The 17,510-nt window shown below is 62.4% G+C and carries 18 protein-coding genes; 10 read left to right on the forward strand and 8 right to left on the reverse strand.

Annotated features, from left to right (window positions below):
* Positions 1-8: 8 nt before the first annotated feature.
* Positions 9-881: a LysR family transcriptional regulator gene (locus ACIQWO_RS16190; RefSeq protein ID WP_402825940.1), complete on the reverse strand. Its 873-nt coding sequence runs from the start codon at positions 879-881 to the stop codon at positions 9-11.
* A gap of 199 nt (positions 882-1,080) precedes the next feature.
* Here ACIQWO_RS16190 and ACIQWO_RS16195 point away from each other — a divergent pair, with 199 nt between their 5' ends.
* Genes ACIQWO_RS16195 through ACIQWO_RS16220 form a run of 6 tightly spaced genes read left to right on the forward strand, consistent with a single transcriptional unit; the run spans position 1,081 to position 5,497 of the window.
* Positions 1,081-1,941: a transporter substrate-binding domain-containing protein gene (locus ACIQWO_RS16195; protein ID WP_150665444.1), complete on the forward strand. Its 861-nt coding sequence runs from the start codon at positions 1,081-1,083 to the stop codon at positions 1,939-1,941.
* Between the two features lie 11 nt (positions 1,942-1,952).
* Positions 1,953-2,645, forward strand: coding sequence for an amino acid ABC transporter permease (locus ACIQWO_RS16200; RefSeq protein ID WP_150575825.1), 693 nt, complete (start codon positions 1,953-1,955; stop codon positions 2,643-2,645).
* Positions 2,635-3,348: an amino acid ABC transporter permease gene (locus ACIQWO_RS16205; protein ID WP_402825945.1), complete on the forward strand. Its 714-nt coding sequence runs from the start codon at positions 2,635-2,637 to the stop codon at positions 3,346-3,348. Before ACIQWO_RS16200 ends, ACIQWO_RS16205 begins: the two co-directional genes overlap by 11 nt.
* Positions 3,345-4,304 carry an agmatinase gene (locus tag ACIQWO_RS16210; RefSeq protein ID WP_150736752.1) on the forward strand — a complete coding sequence of 320 codons (960 nt, stop codon included), beginning with the start codon at positions 3,345-3,347 and terminating at the stop codon, positions 4,302-4,304. The genes ACIQWO_RS16205 and ACIQWO_RS16210 overlap by 4 nt, the downstream gene beginning before the upstream one ends.
* A gap of 14 nt (positions 4,305-4,318) precedes the next feature.
* Complete coding sequence (locus tag ACIQWO_RS16215; protein WP_150575826.1) at positions 4,319-5,047, forward strand: amino acid ABC transporter ATP-binding protein; 729 nt, start codon at positions 4,319-4,321, stop codon at positions 5,045-5,047.
* 36 nt (positions 5,048-5,083) lie between these two features.
* Positions 5,084-5,497: a RidA family protein gene (locus ACIQWO_RS16220; protein WP_402825949.1), complete on the forward strand. Its 414-nt coding sequence runs from the start codon at positions 5,084-5,086 to the stop codon at positions 5,495-5,497.
* A 79-nt stretch (positions 5,498-5,576) separates the two neighbouring features.
* Here the strand turns inward: ACIQWO_RS16220 and ACIQWO_RS16225 are convergent, their stop codons facing one another.
* Complete coding sequence (locus ACIQWO_RS16225) at positions 5,577-6,158, reverse strand: hypothetical protein (RefSeq protein ID WP_402825952.1); 582 nt, start codon at positions 6,156-6,158, stop codon at positions 5,577-5,579.
* Positions 6,159-6,447: 289 nt separating this feature from the next.
* Positions 6,448-6,774: a helix-turn-helix domain-containing protein gene (locus ACIQWO_RS16230; protein ID WP_233327871.1), complete on the reverse strand. Its 327-nt coding sequence runs from the start codon at positions 6,772-6,774 to the stop codon at positions 6,448-6,450.
* 121 nt (positions 6,775-6,895) lie between these two features.
* Here ACIQWO_RS16230 and gstA point away from each other — a divergent pair, with 121 nt between their 5' ends.
* On the forward strand, positions 6,896-7,546 hold the full coding sequence (gstA, locus tag ACIQWO_RS16235; RefSeq protein ID WP_402825956.1) for a glutathione transferase GstA: 651 nt from the start codon (positions 6,896-6,898) through the stop codon (positions 7,544-7,546).
* Here the strand turns inward: gstA and ACIQWO_RS16240 are convergent.
* Positions 7,543-8,703, reverse strand: a complete 1,161-nt coding sequence (locus ACIQWO_RS16240; protein ID WP_402825959.1) for an FAD-dependent oxidoreductase — start codon at positions 8,701-8,703, stop codon at positions 7,543-7,545. The two genes, gstA and ACIQWO_RS16240, sit on opposite strands and share 4 nt — an antisense overlap.
* A 127-nt stretch (positions 8,704-8,830) precedes the next feature.
* Between ACIQWO_RS16240 and ACIQWO_RS16245 the strand changes: the two genes are divergently transcribed.
* Positions 8,831-9,616: a helix-turn-helix domain-containing protein gene (locus tag ACIQWO_RS16245; protein WP_402825962.1), complete on the forward strand. Its 786-nt coding sequence runs from the start codon at positions 8,831-8,833 to the stop codon at positions 9,614-9,616.
* Between the two features lie 52 nt (positions 9,617-9,668).
* Here the strand turns inward: ACIQWO_RS16245 and ACIQWO_RS16250 are convergent, their stop codons facing one another.
* From ACIQWO_RS16250 to ACIQWO_RS16265, 4 genes are read right to left on the reverse strand one after another with little or no spacing between them, the layout of a single operon-like run.
* Positions 9,669-10,400, reverse strand: a complete 732-nt coding sequence (locus ACIQWO_RS16250) for an ABC transporter substrate-binding protein (RefSeq protein WP_402825965.1) — start codon at positions 10,398-10,400, stop codon at positions 9,669-9,671.
* 58 nt (positions 10,401-10,458) lie between these two features.
* Entirely contained in the window at positions 10,459-11,355 is an 897-nt protein-coding gene (locus tag ACIQWO_RS16255; RefSeq protein ID WP_402825968.1) for a GntR family transcriptional regulator, read from the reverse strand.
* 29 nt (positions 11,356-11,384) lie between these two features.
* Positions 11,385-14,027, reverse strand: a complete 2,643-nt coding sequence (gene acnA / locus ACIQWO_RS16260; RefSeq protein WP_402825971.1) for an aconitate hydratase AcnA — start codon at positions 14,025-14,027, stop codon at positions 11,385-11,387.
* 58 nt (positions 14,028-14,085) lie between these two features.
* Entirely contained in the window at positions 14,086-14,844 is a 759-nt protein-coding gene (locus tag ACIQWO_RS16265) for a hypothetical protein (protein WP_402825974.1), read from the reverse strand.
* Positions 14,845-15,071: 227 nt separating this feature from the next.
* Here ACIQWO_RS16265 and ACIQWO_RS16270 point away from each other — a divergent pair, with 227 nt between their 5' ends.
* Together ACIQWO_RS16270 and ACIQWO_RS16275 are read left to right on the forward strand one after the other, a co-directional pair.
* Entirely contained in the window at positions 15,072-16,400 is a 1,329-nt protein-coding gene (locus ACIQWO_RS16270) for an MFS transporter (protein WP_402825977.1), read from the forward strand.
* A gap of 118 nt (positions 16,401-16,518) precedes the next feature.
* Positions 16,519-17,499: a M14 family metallopeptidase gene (locus ACIQWO_RS16275; protein WP_402825980.1), complete on the forward strand. Its 981-nt coding sequence runs from the start codon at positions 16,519-16,521 to the stop codon at positions 17,497-17,499.
* Positions 17,500-17,510: the final 11 nt, after the last annotated feature.

Below are 17,510 nucleotides of genomic sequence, written 5' to 3' on the forward strand. Positions count from 1 at the left end.
GACGCTCCTCAGGCGCCGGGATGAAACCCCGCCAACAACTCCAAAAACAGATCCAGCGCCCGGGTTCTCGGGCGTGAGGCTTCCGTGATCGCGCTGATGGCGTTCTCATACTCGGGGCCGGATGGCACTCTTACCAATGCGTGACGCTTCGCAAACGACGCCGCGTAGTACTGCGGCAAAAGCCCCACGTAGTGTCCTGAGAGCACCAGCATCGCCACGGCTTCCAATCCGGACGCCGTCGGCCCACGCGTCAAGCCCAGTGAGTTCAGCGCTTCATGCACGAACGGTTGCGTTCGATACACCAGCGGTAATGTCGACGCGTCCTTCATCCGGTGCCGCGCTACATACAACTGGTGGCGTTCGATAAACAGCGGCTGGTAATGAAACCCCGCTTCACGCCGGTACATCCCCCGTATCGCGATCTGCACGCGACGCTCGCGTAATGCCAGATCCAGCTCGTTGAACGTCATCACCGTCAACTCGACCTTGACGTCGGGCGCTTGCGTCTTGAGCGCATCGAGCGCCTCGGGAATGTGACAGCCGACGTCCGACAGAATGTGCTCGACCATCCCGATAGAAAGCGTCCCCGAGAGCACACCGCGCACGGCGTCGATTTCGGGACGGATGCGCTCCAGCGACTTCAGCGCGTCGCGCGCCAACTCCAGCGCCACCTTACCCGCATGCGTCAACACGAAGCCTGACGGTCCGCGCTCGCACAGCCGCGTGCCCAACGTCTCCTCGACTTCGCGAATATGTCGACTGATCGACGCCTTCGACATATTCAACTGCTTCTCAGCCGCAGCAAAGCCGCTTGCCTGAGCCACCGCGCAGAAGATGCGCAACGAGCGCAGATCGCGTTCGCTGAATTCCCGATTTGCCATCGCCTGTACCTGAAGGGCGCAACGCCCTCAAAAGGTTTCATTTTCTGGAACCATACCAATAAAAAAATCATTTTTCATGATCTTTTTGCCCGCATACATTGAATTGCAGAGGCGCGACTTCCCCCGGACACAGACACAACGACACCGGCAGACTGGACGCGCCGGATCAAGACCCAACCCACATCACGCGAGGCAAGCTATGAAGACCTGGTCCAGACGATCCTTTGTAAAGGCGACGCTTGCATCGAGCGCCGCATTGGCGCTCCCCGTCGTGCCGACGCTGGCTTTCGCCGAAGGCGGCACGCTCGCCGACATCAAGAAGCGCGGCAAACTGACGGTCGGCACCGAAGCGGCCTACGAGCCGTTCGAATATGTCGAAAACGGACAAGTGGTCGGGTATGGGCACGACGTCCTCGAATTGATGGCCGCGAAGCTCGGCGTCAAGCTCGAACAGATGAATCTGCCGTTCCAGGGCTTGCTGCCGGGCCTGATGTCGCACAAGTTCGACTTTGTGGCGACGAGCGTCGGCATCACGCCGGAGCGCGCCAAGCGCTTCGCGTTCAGTCAGCCGGTCGGTGTCGTGCGCTCGGTGCTGATGGTGCGTGTCGACGAGACCGCCATCAAGAGCGGTATGGATATCGCAGGCAAGACCATCGGCACGCAGATGGGTTCGTCGTCGCAGCCGGTGGCCGACGAGTTCGAGAAGGAACTCAAGGACAAGACGGGCAAGGGCTATGCCGGTACGCGCCTGTTTCAGGCGTATCCGGACGTCTCCAATGCGCTCGCCAACAAGACGATTGACGTCGCGCTGATGCCGTCCAACATCGCCGCCGTGCAGATGCGCAAGCAACCGAACGTGTTCCGCATCGCGGGCACCATCGGTCAGCCGAAGCTGCTCGCGTGGGTGGCGAACCCGAACGATCTCGAGATCCGCAAGTTCATTAACGACTCGCTCGACGAATTCCGTGCGAACGGCAAGCTGGCCGCATTGCAGAAGAAGTGGTTCGGTGGCCCGATGGATACGCCGCGCGAGAACTACCTGCCGCAGGGGGCGATTTGACCTCCGCGGCCATGGTCGACGGCCTCGGCAGCATGGGCGGTATGGCCGGAGTGATCCAACCGTTTCTCGAAGGCGTGGTTTCGGGAACGGCGATCACGTTGGCCGCGTCGGCCGGTGCCTTCGTGATCGGGCTGGCGCTCGGGATCGTGCTGCTGCTCATGCGTATCTCGCCCTTCGCACCGTTGCGCTCGCTGGTGGTGCTGTGGGTGAGTCTGATTCGTGGCACACCGGCGCTGATCCACATGCTGATCGCGTACTACATGGTGCCCGCGATGTTCGATCTCTCGATCTCGCCCGTCACTGCGGGCGTCGCAGCACTCGCCTGCAACACGAGCGCTTACATCGTCGAAATCCTGCGCGGCGCACTCGGCACGATCTCGTACGGACAACGCGCCGCCGGTTACGCGATGGGTATGCGTGCGACGCAGGTGTGGCGACACGTGCTGTTGCCGCAGGTCATCTACCGCTCCATTCCGCCGCTCACCAGCGAGTTCACGATTCTGCTCAAGGCGTCGTCGCTGATGTCGATCATCGCCGTGCCGGAACTTGCGACCGTCGCACGCAACGCTACCTTGCAGACGGATCTGCCGTTGCAGGTCTTCGCGATCACAGCCGCCGTGTACTTCGTGTTGCTGTTCTGCATTTCGGCCGCGTCGCGTGTGTGCGAGCGCCGCGTATCGAGGATGTTGCCCCATGGCCATTGATTTCTCCATCGTCCGCGAAGCGATTCCCGTCCTGCTCGAAGGCCTGCGCGTCACGGCGCTCGTGAGCCTCGCCGGTATCCCCATCGGCATCGTGATCGGTATCGCCGCCGCCTACGCCGCGCAATCGCGCACATGGCTTCGTCCCGTGGCGCTCGGGTACGTCGAGCTGGTGCGCAACATCCCCTATCTGATCCTCGTCTACCTATCGTTCTTCGGCTTGCCGAAGCTTGGGGTGAGCGCATCTGCCATGACGGTCGCCGTGGGATGCACGGCGTTCTACACCGGTGGCTACTTCTGCGAAATCCTGCGTGCGGCCCTGCGCAGCGTGGCGCGCGGTCAGACGCATGCGGCGCTCTCGCTGGGCATGACTTACTGGCAGACGCAGCGCCACATCATCGCGCCGCAGTTGTTCGGCTTTCTGATTCCGCCGACGACGAGCCTCGTGATCATGATGTTCAAGGACTCAGCCATCTTCTCGGTGATGAGCCTGCCGGAGATGACCTATCAGAGCAATCTGCTCACCGCAAACACGTTCGCTTACGTTGAAGTGCTCGGCACAACGGCATTGATCTACTGGCTCAGCAGCGTCTTGCTGGCCGGTGTGGGGCGGCGTCTGGAAACCGTGGTCGGGCGACGGACCCGCACACCCGACGCCGTCGCCTTCTCGACACTCCCCGCCAAAGGAAAAGGACAACTCTCATGACGACTTACACCGTTGCCCCGCGCACAGGCCATCCGACCCTGCTGTACTCGGAGCTTGATCTCGACATCGACAACCTGAAGGCCGACATCGCTGTGCTCGGCATGCCGTACGGCGCGCCGTATGCGGCGTCCGACTTCAGCAACGATCAGACGAATGCGCCGTCCGCGATTCGTCAGGCGACGGACCGTGTGGTGCGCCGTCCCGAACATTACGACTTCGATATCGACGGCCCGCTGCTGCAAGGGCGCAAGGACATTCGTTTCGTCGACTGCGGCGACATCGTGCCCGACCTGTCCAAGCCGGGTGAGCACTATGCCCGCGCCGAAGCGGCAGTGCGCCGCATTGCGGCGGGTGGTGCGATGCCCATCGTGCTGGGCGGCGACCACGGCATCACCACGCCCGTGCTGCGTGGTCTCGATCAGAAGGGACCGATCACGCTCGTGCACATCGATGCGCATCTGGACTGGCGCGACGAAGTGAACGGTGTGCGTGAAGGTCTGTCGAGCCCGATTCGTCGCGCGTCGGAAATGGCACACGTGGATCGCATCATCCAGATCGGTTTGCGTGCACAGGGCAGCGGCCGTCCGGCGGACCTGGCTGCGGCACGCGAGTACGGTGCAGAGCTGGTGACGGCGTATGAGTTGCACGACATCGGCATGGACGCCGTGCTCGATCGCATTCCCGACGGCGGTAACTACTACCTCACCATCGATGCCGATGGGCTCGATCCGTCGACCATGCCTGCCGTGGCCGGTCCGGCCCCGGGCGGCGTGACGTTTGTGCAGGCGCGCAAGCTGATTCACGGGTTGGTGCGCAAGGGGCGCGTGGTCGGCATGGACATCGTCGAGATTCAGCCGGAGAAGGACGACGCGAACCTGATTTCGTGCGTGACGGCAGGCCGTCTGATCCTCAACCTGATCGGCGCGTCGATTCGCGCAGGACACTACGACAAATGAGCACCGCACAACCCATCATCGAGATTCGCGACGTCGACAAGTGGTACGGCGCGCACCACGTGCTCAAGCAATGCTCGACGCATGTCGGCAAGGGCGAGATCGTGGTGGTGTGCGGGCCGTCCGGCTCGGGCAAGTCGACGCTGATCAAGACTGTCAACGCGCTGGAGCCGTTCCAGAAGGGCGACGTTGTGGTGGCGGGCACGTCGCTCACCGCGAAGTCGACCAATCTGCCGAAGCTGCGCAGCAAGGTCGGCATGGTCTTCCAGCATTTCGAGCTGTTCCCGCATCTGGATCTGACGCGCAATCTCACGCTTGCGCAGCAGATCGTGCTCGGGCGCGACGCCGATTCGGCGCGCACCAAGGCGCGGGCGTTGCTCGATCGCGTGGGGCTGTCGGCGCACGCGCACAAGTATCCGGGGCAATTGTCGGGCGGTCAGCAACAACGCGTGGCCATCGCGCGGGCGTTGTCGATGGACCCGATGGCCATGCTGTTCGACGAACCGACGTCGGCGCTCGATCCGGAAATGGTCAACGAAGTGCTCGACGTGATGGTCGAGCTCGCCCGCGAGGGCATGACGATGATGGTCGTCACGCACGAGATGGGCTTCGCGCGACGCGTGGCGCATCGCGTGGTGTTCATGGAAGACGGCGCGATCATCGAAGACAGTCCGACCGATGTGTTCTTCAACGAAGCGGCCAGCCCCGCCGCGAAGCGCTTCCTCTCCAAGATTCTGGCGCACTGATTGCGCCGCCGACCTCAGACAGAAAGACGAGACAACATGACGCACACCCGCATTCGTAAGTTCAACACCCGCGAGACCTATCCGGAACAGAAGCTCGACAACGATCTGTGTCAGGCGGTGATCGCCGGGAACACGATCTATCTGCGTGGGCAGATCGGTCAGGACCTCGACACGCGCGAGTCCGTCGGTATTGGCGACGTGACGGCACAGACCGAACGCGCCATGGCCAACGTGAAGATGCTGCTGGACGAATGCGGCAGCCAGCTCGCAGATATCTGCAAGGTGACGGTGTATATCGTCGATCCGCGCTATCGCGAGGCTGTCTACGTCGTCATGGGACGCTGGCTCAAAGGCGTGTTCCCGGTGTCGACGGGCATCGTAGTGCAAGCGCTGGCGCGTCCCGAGTGGTTGGTGGAAATCGATGTGACGGCGGTGAAAGCGTCCGCCTGAGTGGCTGGGGACGCATGAATGAAAAACGGCCGACGCAAGCGCGTCGGCCGCTTTGCTTTGCGGGTGCCAGAAGCGTGCGCTAGAAGCGCCGTTTGACGTACACGGTCGCGCCGATATTGTGTTGTCCGAGGAGTGGCACTTTAGCGCTCGCGGAAACGGTCCAGTCGTCTGTCTTCAGCGATAGTCCACGCTTCGGGTCGGAGCCGAGCTTGTCGTCGGTATTGTTCCATTCGACCATCGACAGACGCGGCGATCGGTTCGGGCCGATGGTCAGATAACTTTGTTGCGTCTTTTCAGCGGACGGGGCGGGTGATGTCTCGATCCAGTCCACACGTTGGCTGTCTCTGACAGGTGCCGCGCCGTTGATCGCTTCGATGTGGGTGTAGAGCAAGGCATTGAGATCGGCACGCGCCATACCATCGACACGGTCTGGGGTTTCAGGCCCTTCGCGTCCGAATGGATAGAGCGTGACGGGAACGGCCGGGACCGCTGCGACAGACACAGGGGGCGGTGGCGGCTCGACACGAACGGGCAAGGGAGACGGGCCAAGATTGGCCATCATCATCTGTTCGGATGAGCCCGTGCTAGCGCCATCCGCAATCGCCACGCTACTGAGCGTGACGACACAGGCGCCGATCATCCATTTATTTAGGCACGTCATGGACATGCCTCCCGTGAAGGAATGGAAACGCTAGTTCACTGGCCCCATTTTTACCTTCGTACGGCGTGCTGCTTTACACCGCAAATTTTGTATTACGAACCGTCTTGAGCGGTTTCTCAGCGTGCCGTATGCATTTAGGAAGTGTAGTCAGTCATTTGCATCGCGCTACCCCAATTTGTACCGGCTTCATGCTGCATTGCGGCTAGCGCCGTCGCTCAGGCCCGCCCGACAAGACCTCGATGCATGCGCTGTTGGAATGGCTTCGGGTATATCCCGACATTTTGCGGCGTCAGACCTTCTCGTCACGCGCCTTGAGCCAAAGCCCGAACTCTTTCATCACTTCGACCACGGGACGCAGGCGCTCACCGTCTGCCGACAACGCGTATTCGACTTTGACAGGCGACGTCGGATATACCGTGCGCGTAATCAGGCCAGCGTCTTCAAGTGCACGAAGGTCCAGCGTGAGCATGCGTTGCGAAATGCCGGGGACATCGCGTCGCAGATCGTTGAACCGTTTGGGGCCGTCGAGCAGATACGACACAAGGAGCAATCGCCATCTCCCGCCGAGAACACGCATCGATTCTTCCACCGAACAGCCGGACAGATTCTCTTTCATCGGGCACTCACATTTTTAAAAGTCGGTATATTTTTTGTACTTATATGACATTTTAGTGCCTTCTTTATTTTTTATACCGATTGCCTAGAATGACCCCCGAACCACTATTTCGGGAATCCTCATGAAGCTTTATTACGTGCCGGGTGCTTGCTCGCTGTCGCCTCATATCGTGCTTAACGAACTGGAGGTGGATTTTTCGCTGGTGAAGGTCGACTACAAAACGCATACGACAGAAGACGGCCGCGATTTTCATGCGCTCAGTCCCTTCGGCTATGTCCCGTTGCTGGAATTGGCGGACGGCACGCGGCTTCGCGAAGGTCCCGCAATCGTGCAGTACCTGGCGGATCGCAAACCGGAACGGGCACTGGCGCCTGCGAACGGATCACTTGATCGCTACCGTCTTCAGGAATGGCTGAACTTCCTCAGCACGGAAATCCACAAGGGGTTCATTCCGCTGCTCTACGCAGTGCTCGCGGGGAAGTACGGCACCGAGTCGGCCAAGCCGAAGCTGGAGGCTCGTTTCAAATGGATCGACGCGCAGTTGGCGGAACGGGAGTATCTGATGGGCGACGACTTCACCGTTGCCGATGCTTACCTGTTTACGCTGACTCAATGGGGGCAGGCGTCGTGGCTTCAGTCCGTCTACAAGGCGAACATCCACTTCGACGACCTGCCTCATTTGCAGCGTTGGTATCGCCGCGTGCTTGCGCGTCCTGCCGTGCAGCGGGCGCTTGAGGCCGAAGGCCTGACGGCGACGGCGCGCTACGCCTAACGGCGTTGCTCGTGAATCGTGTGGGGGAGAAGGGACGGGCGCGCGCTGCGCTCGCTGGGGCCGAACCACTCAGAGAAAGCGTCCGCGCATTGTTCACCGATGGGGCCGGACCGGTCGAGCATGACGGTTTCCTGCGCATGCACTGCGGCCTGCCAGTCCGACGTGCCTGCAATGGCCTCTGCAAGTTCCGCTGCATCGAGCATGGCGAGATTGACACCAACGCCCATCGGAGGCATCACATGTGCAGCGTCGCCGACGAGCGTAAGACCCGGCGTTGCAAGCCACCGCGTGCCGGGCGGCAGGCCGACGATGGGACGTATGGCCGCGATGCGCTCGGCATCCTCGATCAATGACAAAAGGCGGGGCGACCAGCCGGGAAAGCGTGCACGCAGCGCCTGCTGGGTGATGTCGGCGAGCGTTTTCTCCGGACGGTCGGTGTCGTCGGCATGCGTTCTGAACGCCGCATAGGACCGTATGACGTCGTTGCCATTGCGCTGTGCAAAGAGTGCGGTGCCTGAGCCTGGGCCGTTGCCCACCGACATGAGCGTTCCGTGGCCGACCAGCGCTGCGATGTCAGCGTGTCGGCGCTCGACGTCGGAAAACCAGAGTTCGACGAAGGTCACGCCTGTGTACACCGGCCGAACGTCGGTGAGCGCAGCTCTCACGGCAGACCCGGCACCGTCGGAACCGATGACGAGATCGCATTCGTGGGTGCGTCCGTCGTGCAGATGGACGACTCGGCGACCACTCGCGGTCTTGCCGACGCCAACGACGCGCGCTCCCCAAATCACCGTGCCCACGGGCAACGGTTCGAGCAGAAGCTCACGCAACACGAGACGGTCGATCTCGGGGCTGTCGCCGGTGCCGGGAGCGGGAATGTCTTCGAGTAGCGTTTCGCCCGTCGCCCAGTCGATGTCGCGAAGCTCCTGATCGTCGTGACGGGCAATTGCCATGTAGGTGTCGAACAAACCGGCTTTCTTCAGCGCAAGCTGGCCGTCCGGCACATGGAGGTCGAGCATGCCGCCCTGATCACGCGACGTGGCGCTCGCGTCGGCTTCGAAGACGGTCACGTCGAAGCCATCGCGACACAGCATATTGGCGGCGACAAGTCCGGCCGGTCCGGCCCCGGCGATCACGATGACGGGTTTCTGTGACATTTCTTTCTCCTGAGCACGACGCCGACATAGCGTTCATGACGCACTCTATCGGCGGCCGCGATTGCTCCGTTATCCGCATAAGGTCAAAATATGCTGAAAATCGGCCAACTCTGGATTCCACCCCCTCATGCCACGCAGCCTCGGGAAAGTCGCTCACAGACACGAAACGCTGTCAGGTTTCGGTGTTGATGGCACACGTCCGGAAAGCGTTGGCCGCCTGAATCGATGGCACCAGCACGCGCAGGGGCAATTGATCTATATCGGTGCCGGGCATTTTCATATCCGCACCGACTTCGGCGCATGGCTGTTGCCGCCGCAGCGCGCCGTGTGGATCCCGCCGGATTTGATGCACTGGGGCGAGTTGAAGGGGGTGAAGACCGGCGCGAACATCCTGCTTGCCCCCGAGTATTGCGAGACCTTGCCTGACCGTCCGCAGGTGCTTTCGGTCGGGCCGTTGTTCGAAGCGCTAATTCATCGCGTGGCCGGATGGCGCGCGGAGGTTGTGACGTCGCCGGAGGAGGCGCGTGTCATGGCAGTGCTGATCGACGAGATTCGCGCGGCACGGCATGAGCCGTTGCATCTGCCGATGCCCAGCGATAAGCGGTTGCTAAAGATGACGGCACTGGTGCTCAGCGAGCCGGGACGCGAGCACTCGCTGGAGACGCTGTCGTCGATGGCCGGGTTGTCGACGCGCACGGCGCGACGCCTGTTCGCAGCGTCGGTCGGCATGACGTTGTCGGAGTGGCGTCAGCAGGCGAGGCTCATGCGTGCCGTCGAGATGTTGTCGGACGGCGAGTCGGTGTCGGTGATTGCCGATGCGCTGGGTTACGCCAGCCCCAGCAATTTCATCGCGATGTTTCGCGCGGTGTTCGGCGTGACGCCGGGGAAATACGTCGGGAGCGCGCGCGCTTAGCGCAAGATTCTGCGCCGCGTGCGCGCCCGACGTCGTGCGGAAATGTCGACGGTCACTCCGCTGGTGCGACGCTCACACCTGTGATGCCGTGCCGCTTCATGGCGTCGGCGACGAAGCCTTCGCGCTTCATGTCTTCCACAAACGTCTTGAGGTAAGCCAACGCGTTTTCTCCGCGCGTGATCGGCACGCCCATCGCCTGACGAATCACCATGAAGCGTTCGTCCAGCAGGCGATAGCCGGTGAGGTTCGCCACGTCCTGTTCCAACTGCTGCTTGACGCCAGCGGCCACTTCGCAGCCGGTGTCGATGAACGTCTTGATCACCGTCGGCGATGTCGGCGCGCGCACGATTTCGGCGTGCTTGAGTTCACGTGTCAGGAACAGGTCGTAGGCGCTGCCCTGACCGACGACCACGCGGGTGCCTGCCTGATCGACGTCCGCATTGGTCTTGACAGGGGACGCATCGCGCACAAGGTAGAAGCCCTCGATGAGGATGTACGGCGACGTGAAGCCGATTGTCGCCGCGCGGCGCGGATCGATGGCGAAGAAGCCCACGTCGGCCTGCTCGTTCGTGACCGTCTCCACGGATTTGCCTGCGGCGTCGACCACGACCAGTTCGAGTTCGACACCGAGCCGCTTTGCCAGTGCACCAGCGAGATCGACCGAGATCCCAACGGGGCGGGATTGTGCGTCGACGCCCGCGAGAATCGGGTTACCGAGATTGATGCAGGCACGCAGCACGCCAGTCGGTGCAAACGCTTCGAGCAAAGTACGGTCAGGCGTCATGTTGGACTCGGAAGAGGGAAGTGCGAAGTGGGACGTGGAGGAGGGGCGGAGGACCGGGTTACGGTCGGAGAATGCCCGCAATCTTGCCGATGGCGTCGATGGTGTGCTGCAAGTGCGCTTGCAGCAGCGCCGACGCTTCTTCGTTGCGCTCGCGAGCGAGCAATTCGAGAATCTCCAGATGTTGGTCAGCGTGTGGCTTATAGCGCGTACGGTCCTGCATCGAGCGGTACGACAGCAGGCGGCGCACGCGTGTGACGCGTCGCATCGTGTCGACGAAAAATGGATTGCCGGACGCTTCGACCAGCGACTCGTGAAAGCGCACACCGCGCTCGTGTAACTGATCGGGGGTGTCGGTTTCGATGCCGCCGTCGAGCAAATGCTGCTCGGCCGCGCGCAGGCGCTCAAGCACCTTCGGGTCGAGTGTGTAACCTGGCTCCAGCAAGGCAGCGGGCTCCAGCGCGAGGCGCAGGCGATAGGTCTGAATGAGGCTGTCGGGCGTGGTAAGCATCGACGAGAACTGCCAGCCATAACCGGGCTTGCGCGTGGCCCAGCCTTCCTCGCGAATGCGCCCGAGCACCGCGCCCAATTGCGTAGTCGTCAGCCCGTAACGCGTACGAATCAATTGCTCGGAGAACTCGCCGGGTAACTCTCCGCGCAGCAGGTCGTCCGCGATCTGAAAATACGTGCGGGTGACGATATCTGTTTCGTCGAGGTCCAGCGTTCGCGTCGCGTTGACATCGGCGCTCGACAGCGGTTTTGCGACGAAGTAGCCGCGATTACGCTCGCGCACAAGAATGCCCTTCTCGTGCAATAGGGCGAGTGCTTCATTGATCGGCGAGCGGGAAATGCGGAGCTTTTCGGCGAGCATCTGCGCGGGCAGGTGCTGTCCGGCGGGCATGGCTTCGGCCTGAATCAGGTCGACGATTTGGGTGGCAATAGAGCGCTCGGATTTCATCGCGGAGAAATCTCGACCGGCATGCGGCATCATGCGCCCCCGGACTGCCGGGCGAGCGTGCGTTGCAGAATCGACGGGATCACGCCGCCCTGGCGCAGTAGCGCAATCTCCAGACGGGTCTCGACAGCGGCCGTGGCGGTGAACGTCTCGCTGCGACCGTCGGCGCGCTCGATGCGAACTTCAACGGCACAGCGTGGCGAGATCGCCTCGGCCTCGGCGGCGATGTGGATCGTGTCGTTCGGCTGGACGGCCAACACTACCGGGTCGAGGCCAGCGGGAAACCGCAACGGCAGAATGCCCATGCCAATCAAATTGGAACGGTGAATACGCTCGAAGCTTACCGCAATTACCGCGCGAATCCCCAAAAGGCGCTGTCCCTTGGCCGCCCAGTCGCGCGAGGACCCCGTGCCGTAGCGCGCGCCTGCGAGCAACACGACCGGGTCACCGTGCGCCGCATAGCGCTGCGCCGCTTCGAAGATCGGCATCACGTCGCCGCTAGGTCCGTGGCGCGTGTGTGCGACAGGAGCATCGGGTGCCAGCAGATTGACCAGCGTCTTGCTGTAGAACGCGGCTCTGACCATCACCTCCCAATTTCCGCGACGCGATGCGAACACGTTCAGATCGTTGCGGTCGTCGCCCTTTGCGACGAGATAGTCGGCGACGTAGCTCTGCGTCGGGATCGCGCTGGCCGGTGAGATGTGATCGGTGGTGACGTCGTCGCCGAGTGCGAGCAACGGGTAGGCGCGATAGTTGCCCAACTGCGTGCGCGCATCCAGAGACGCGAACGGTGGGCGGCGCAACGCGGTGGACGTCGGGTCCCAGGGAAAACGGGCGGACTGCGGGGCGTCGAGATTCGACCACGCCGGGTTGCAAGACGCGATCGCGAATGCCGAACGGAAGTCTGTGGAACGGGTGCCTGAGGCGACAAGCGCATCAATTTCCTCGCGCGTCGGCCAGAGGTCCTTCAGATAGACGGCGGTGCCATCGGCGCGGGTCTGCACCGGCGACTTGCTGAGATCGACGGCGGCTGATCCGGCGAGTGCGTAGGCAATTACCAGCGGCGGCGACATGATGAAGCCGAGACTCAGGTCGGGATGGACGCGGCCCGGGAAATTCCGATTGCCCGAGAGTACCGCGACCGGCGAGGCGGATTTTTCCGCAATGGCTTGTGCCATCGTCGAGGCGAGATGGCCGGAATTGCCGATGCAGGTCGTGCAGCCGAAACCGACGATGTCGAAACCGACAGCAGCAAGATCGTCCGACAGTCCCGCGCGCTGCAAATAGTCGACGGCGGCGGGCGAACCCGGCGCGAGCGACGTCTTCACCCAATCGGCAACGCGCAGACCGAGCGCGCGTGCGCGACGCGCAACGAGACCCGCCGCGATCAGTTGGGCGGGGTCCGACGTGTTGGTACAGCTCGTAATGGCTGCGATGGCGACGGGCCACTCCGGCAGCGTTTCCGAGACGTGTTCGGGCTGACCCGTCACGTTGCGCAGCGCATCTCCCGTCTTCGAATACGGAAGCAGATCTTGCGGACGTCGCGGACCGGCGACGTGAAGCTCGATACTTCCCAGGTCGATATCGACGACGCGTGTGTAGTGCGGCGTATTCTGCGGATCGAACCACAGACCGGCCCGGCGATAGAGCGCTTCCACGCATTCGATTAATGCTTCGGTGCGGCCGGTGGCGCGCAGATAGTCCAGCGTCGTGTCGTCGACGGGGAAGTATCCGGTCGTCGCACCATATTCGGGCGCCATGTTGGCGACGACGGCGCGCTCGCCTGCCGTCAGCGTCGACACGCCCGGGCCGAAGTACTCGACGAACTCGCCGGACACGCCGATATCGCGTAGCGCCTTCGTCACACGCAAGGCGAGGTCAGTTGCCGACGTGCCTGCCGGAAGCTGCCCGGTGAGCTTCACGCCCACGACATCGGGAATGCGTTGCATGACGGGCATGCCGAACATCACCGTCTGCGCTTCCAGCCCGCCAACCCCCCAGCCCAGCACCCCGATGCCATTGATCATCGGCGTGTGGCTGTCTGTGCCGATCAGGGTGTCGGGCACGAGCCAGGTCTGGCCGTTGATGGTCTGTCGTGTCGCAACGGTGGCGAGTTGCTCCAGATTGATCGTGTGCATGATGCCGGTGCCCGGCGGGTTGATATGCACGCCATCGAGCGCCTTCGATGCCCATCGCAAGAAGCGATAGCGCTCCGCGTTGCGCCGCATCTCAATGTCGAGGTTTAGGGGCGCAGCGTCGTTGCGGCGCGTGTGCTCGACGGCCAACGAGTGGTCGACGCTAACATCGACACGAAGCGCTGGATTCAGCACCGACGGATCGACGCCAGCTTCGGCGAGCGCGTCGCGCATGGCAGCGATGTCGACCAGCGCCGGTGTGCTCGTCGTGTCGTGCATCAGCACGCGCGACGGCTGAAAAGCGATCTCTGCTTCGCTGGTACCGTGTTCCAGCCACCCGAGCACGTCGGCGACAGCGGCGTCCCGTTCCGGGTCGTCGAGATTGCGTACGGCATTTTCGAGCAACAGACGTAGAACGACAGGTAGTCGAGTCAGGACGTCGCCAAACATGCCCGGCAGATCGACGAACCGATAACTTTCGTCATCCAGTTCAAGGAACGTTGGAGGGAGAGCGGCGAGCGGAGACGGATTGGCTTTCATGTCTTGAAGTTTGCATATGTTTGCGCAAAAATGCAATCAAGACAAAAATGGAAACCTGTTATCCGCCTGCGAGCGCCTTCGGCACGACGTAGCGTGAACCGTCGTATTCGAGCGTGACGTTTGCACCCTTGGCGGTACGGTCCTTACTGGCGCAATCGTTGCGCGTCGGCTTGTTGGTCGTTGTCGTGGTCTTCTCACTCACGACAAGTTTCGCGTAACCGTTCTTGCCTTCGGAGCCCACGGATACTGCACGCGAGGTGTCGTCGAAGCTGCCTGCACAGTTGCCATCCCATTCGCCGCCGCTCTTTTGCGTGGCGAGGTTATCGACGACCTTGCGCAGCGTCGTGCCATCGATGACGTAAAGGCTGAGCGACGTCTGCGAAAACGGATTCACGCGCGACGACCCTTCGAAATTCGTGCGTACACCGAACGCCACCGTCTGCGGCGTCAGACGCCACGGCGCGGTGTCGAGCGCAATGCCGCGCAGCATGATGGCGTCCGACGTAATCGCGGCCTTCTCGAAACGGTGCGCCACGATCTTGCCGCTCTGGCTGTCGGCGACGACGACTTCCACGTCATAGACCTTGTCGTCGTCGGTGCCGCCCGGCTGTGCCATCGGCAGGACGGCGAGCGTTTGCGCCGGGTTCGCGGGCCAGACCTTGCAGGTCGCGAAGTCGGCATCGACGGCACGCCCCGGTTGCAGCGTCTTCGCCCAGTTGTTCAGACGATCCTTGCAGTCGGCATGGGCGAGTAGCGGCAGGCAGAGCAGGGCGGCGCTAAGGAGACGGCGCGTGAGTCGCAGGGAAATCGGGGACATCAAAGGCATCCGAGAGAGGGAAGGTGGGCCAATTCTACCGGCGGACCTCGCCCCCAATCAGCACCTTTGCGTGCCGAATCGGCACGGAGTTGGTTTTTCCGCCACCTACACTCCGCTTCCTGAGACTGGCAGATGGCCCCGGTTCGTCCTCGTTGCGCGCTATGCAACGGACGCTTGCGGGGCGTCCAAACATCGACTTCCAACGCCAGCGATCCCGAGGAGCAGGAATGACCGGCAACACCAAACCCCACAACCCGTGGCGCGAGATCTGCGCGGCGAGTATCGGCAACGCACTAGAGTTCTACGATCTGCTGATCTATGGCTACTTCGCCATCGTGATCGGCCAGTTGTTTTTCCCCGCTCACGACGCAACGACCTCGCTACTGCTCTCCGTGGGCACGTTCGGTATTTCGTTCGTCACGCGTCCGCTGGGCTCGATCATTCTCGGCAGCTACGCCGACCGCGCCGGTCGCAAGGCGTCGCTCACGGTGTCCATCGGCCTCATGATGGTCGGCACCGCCATGATCGCGTTCGCGCCGACGTATGCGCAGATCGGCATTTTCTCGCCGCTCATCATCATCGTCGCCCGCATGCTGCAAGGCTTCTCGACGGGCGGTGAATTCGGCGCTGCCACGGCTTTCATGGTCGAGCATGCCGACGCCAAGCGTCGCGGCTTCTTCGCTAGCTGGCAGATGTCCACGCAAGGTCTCGCAACGGTGCTCGCCGCCGGCGTCTCGGCACTGCTGAGCATGCTGCTCACCGCCGACCAACTGAGCGCATGGGGCTGGCGTATCGCCTTCGCCGTCGGTCTGCTCATCGGCCCGGTCGGTCTGTACATTCGTCGCAACATTGATGAGACCGCCGACTTCAAGAAGCTCGGCGAAAAGCAACGCGAGAAGTCGCCGCTGCGCGAAGTCTTCGGGCGTGATCGCGCCAACATGCTGCTCGGCGCGGGCGTCGTGGCCGCGGCCACCGCGTTCAACTACGTCCACAAGCTGTACATGCCGACGTATGCCGTCAAGCAACTGCACATTCCGGCGACGTCGTCGTTCATCGGCGCGGTCGTGACCGGCGTGATGCTCATGATCGCTGCGCCTGTCGTCGGCCATCTCTCGGACCGCTTCGGCCGTATTCGCGTGATGCTCTACGCGCTGATCGCCGTGGGCGTGACGACTTACCCGCTGTTCGTGCTGCTCAACCGTTATCCGACGTTCCAGACGCTGCTGATGGTGCAGGCACTGGTCGGTCTGCTGATCGCCGTGAGTCTCGCCCCGCTGCCCGCCCTGCTGGCGGACATCTTCCCGACGAGCACGCGTGGCACCGGTCTGGCGCTGTCGTACAACTTCTCGGTCACGCTGTTCGGCGGCTTCGCTCCGCTGATCGTGACCTGGCTGATCGATGCCACGCAGAACAAGCTCGCCCCGAGCTTCTACGTGATGGCGACGGCAGTGCTCAGCGTGACGGCCGTCACGGCGCTGGCCCGACGTGTGCGCGCAGGCAAGATTGCCGGACTGACGAGCCAGTCGCACGCCTCGCCGCGCGCGACCAAGGCCTAAGGTTCGATTACGTAGTCCCGATATTCGATGTACTGATTTGAGCCGCAATGACGACGTCCGCCAATCCCCTAGGCGACGTCGTCTCTTTTTTTGCGGCATCCCTTGCGGAGCTTTACCCATGACCACGCTCGAAGCGATTCGCGCCGCCCTGCCGGCGTACCCCATCGAAGTCTCGTTCCCCGATATCGCCCGCTGGCGCGAAGGCAACACCGGCATCGACTATCTGCACACGTTCGATAGCGGCAAGCCCGGCAAGCACGTGATGATTCTCGCGCTCACGCACGGCAACGAAGTGAGCGGTGCCATCGCTGTCGACGCGCTGCTCGCCTCGGGACTGCGTCCGTCGTCGGGCCGCCTGTCGCTGGGCTTCGGCAACATCGGTGCGTACGAACAGTTCAGTGCAGAGAACGCAGACGCCACGCGCTTTCTCGATGAAGACATGAATCGTGTGTGGACGGCTTCGACGCTCGACGGCGAACGCCAGAGCCGTGAACTGACGCGCGCCCGTGCGATGCGTCCGTTCATCGACACGGTGGATCTGCTGCTCGACATCCACTCGATGCACGAAGCGTCGGCCCCGCTGATGATGACCGGTCCGCTGGAAAAGGCGATTGCGCTGGCGGCCGAACTCGGCACGCCCGAGCACGTCATCATCGACAAAGGCCACGCCAATGGCACGCGCATGCGCGACTACGGTGGCTTCGGCGATCCGGCGAGTCCGAAGAACGCGCTGCTCATCGAGACGGGACAGCACTTCGCCAAGAGCGCGCGCGATGTGGCGCTCGACAGCGCATCTCGTTTCCTGTTGCATGCGGGCGTGGTGACTGAGGCCGACGTTGCGCCGTTCCTCACGCAAACGCCTGCGCGTCAGAAGTTTGTGGAAATCACGCAGCCGGTCGTGGCGCGTTCGATGGACTTCCGCTTCTCGCAGCCGTTCACGGGACTGGAAGTGATCGAGAAGGCCGGTACCGAAATCGCCCGCGATGGCGACGAAGTGATCGTCACGCCGTATGACAACTGCGTGATCGTGCAGCCGTCGATGCGTCACCTTGGGGTGAACGTCACGATGATGCGTCTGGGTCGTTTGCTGGATCGATAAAACGGACGTCA

Origin of the sequence: Pandoraea sp. NPDC090278, assembly GCF_044772185.1 — a bacterium.
Taxonomy (GTDB): domain Bacteria; phylum Pseudomonadota; class Gammaproteobacteria; order Burkholderiales; family Burkholderiaceae; genus Pandoraea.

Coding starts and splice junctions, on each gene's coding strand:
- ACIQWO_RS16190 (WP_402825940.1), bottom strand. CDS start 881: ATGGCAAATCGGGAATTCAGCGAACGCGATCTGCGCTCGTTGCGCATC.
- ACIQWO_RS16195 (WP_150665444.1), top strand. CDS start 1,081: ATGAAGACCTGGTCCAGACGATCCTTTGTAAAGGCGACGCTTGCATCG.
- ACIQWO_RS16200 (WP_150575825.1), top strand. CDS start 1,953: ATGGTCGACGGCCTCGGCAGCATGGGCGGTATGGCCGGAGTGATCCAA.
- ACIQWO_RS16205 (WP_402825945.1), top strand. CDS start 2,635: ATGGCCATTGATTTCTCCATCGTCCGCGAAGCGATTCCCGTCCTGCTC.
- ACIQWO_RS16210 (WP_150736752.1), top strand. CDS start 3,345: ATGACGACTTACACCGTTGCCCCGCGCACAGGCCATCCGACCCTGCTG.
- ACIQWO_RS16220 (WP_402825949.1), top strand. CDS start 5,084: ATGACGCACACCCGCATTCGTAAGTTCAACACCCGCGAGACCTATCCG.
- ACIQWO_RS16225 (WP_402825952.1), bottom strand. CDS start 6,158: ATGACGTGCCTAAATAAATGGATGATCGGCGCCTGTGTCGTCACGCTC.
- ACIQWO_RS16230 (WP_233327871.1), bottom strand. CDS start 6,774: ATGAAAGAGAATCTGTCCGGCTGTTCGGTGGAAGAATCGATGCGTGTT.
- gstA (WP_402825956.1), top strand. CDS start 6,896: ATGAAGCTTTATTACGTGCCGGGTGCTTGCTCGCTGTCGCCTCATATC.
- ACIQWO_RS16240 (WP_402825959.1), bottom strand. CDS start 8,703: ATGTCACAGAAACCCGTCATCGTGATCGCCGGGGCCGGACCGGCCGGA.
- ACIQWO_RS16245 (WP_402825962.1), top strand. CDS start 8,831: ATGCCACGCAGCCTCGGGAAAGTCGCTCACAGACACGAAACGCTGTCA.
- ACIQWO_RS16250 (WP_402825965.1), bottom strand. CDS start 10,400: ATGACGCCTGACCGTACTTTGCTCGAAGCGTTTGCACCGACTGGCGTG.
- ACIQWO_RS16255 (WP_402825968.1), bottom strand. CDS start 11,355: ATGAAATCCGAGCGCTCTATTGCCACCCAAATCGTCGACCTGATTCAG.
- acnA (WP_402825971.1), bottom strand. CDS start 14,027: ATGAAAGCCAATCCGTCTCCGCTCGCCGCTCTCCCTCCAACGTTCCTT.
- ACIQWO_RS16265 (WP_402825974.1), bottom strand. CDS start 14,844: ATGTCCCCGATTTCCCTGCGACTCACGCGCCGTCTCCTTAGCGCCGCC.
- ACIQWO_RS16270 (WP_402825977.1), top strand. CDS start 15,072: ATGACCGGCAACACCAAACCCCACAACCCGTGGCGCGAGATCTGCGCG.
- ACIQWO_RS16275 (WP_402825980.1), top strand. CDS start 16,519: ATGACCACGCTCGAAGCGATTCGCGCCGCCCTGCCGGCGTACCCCATC.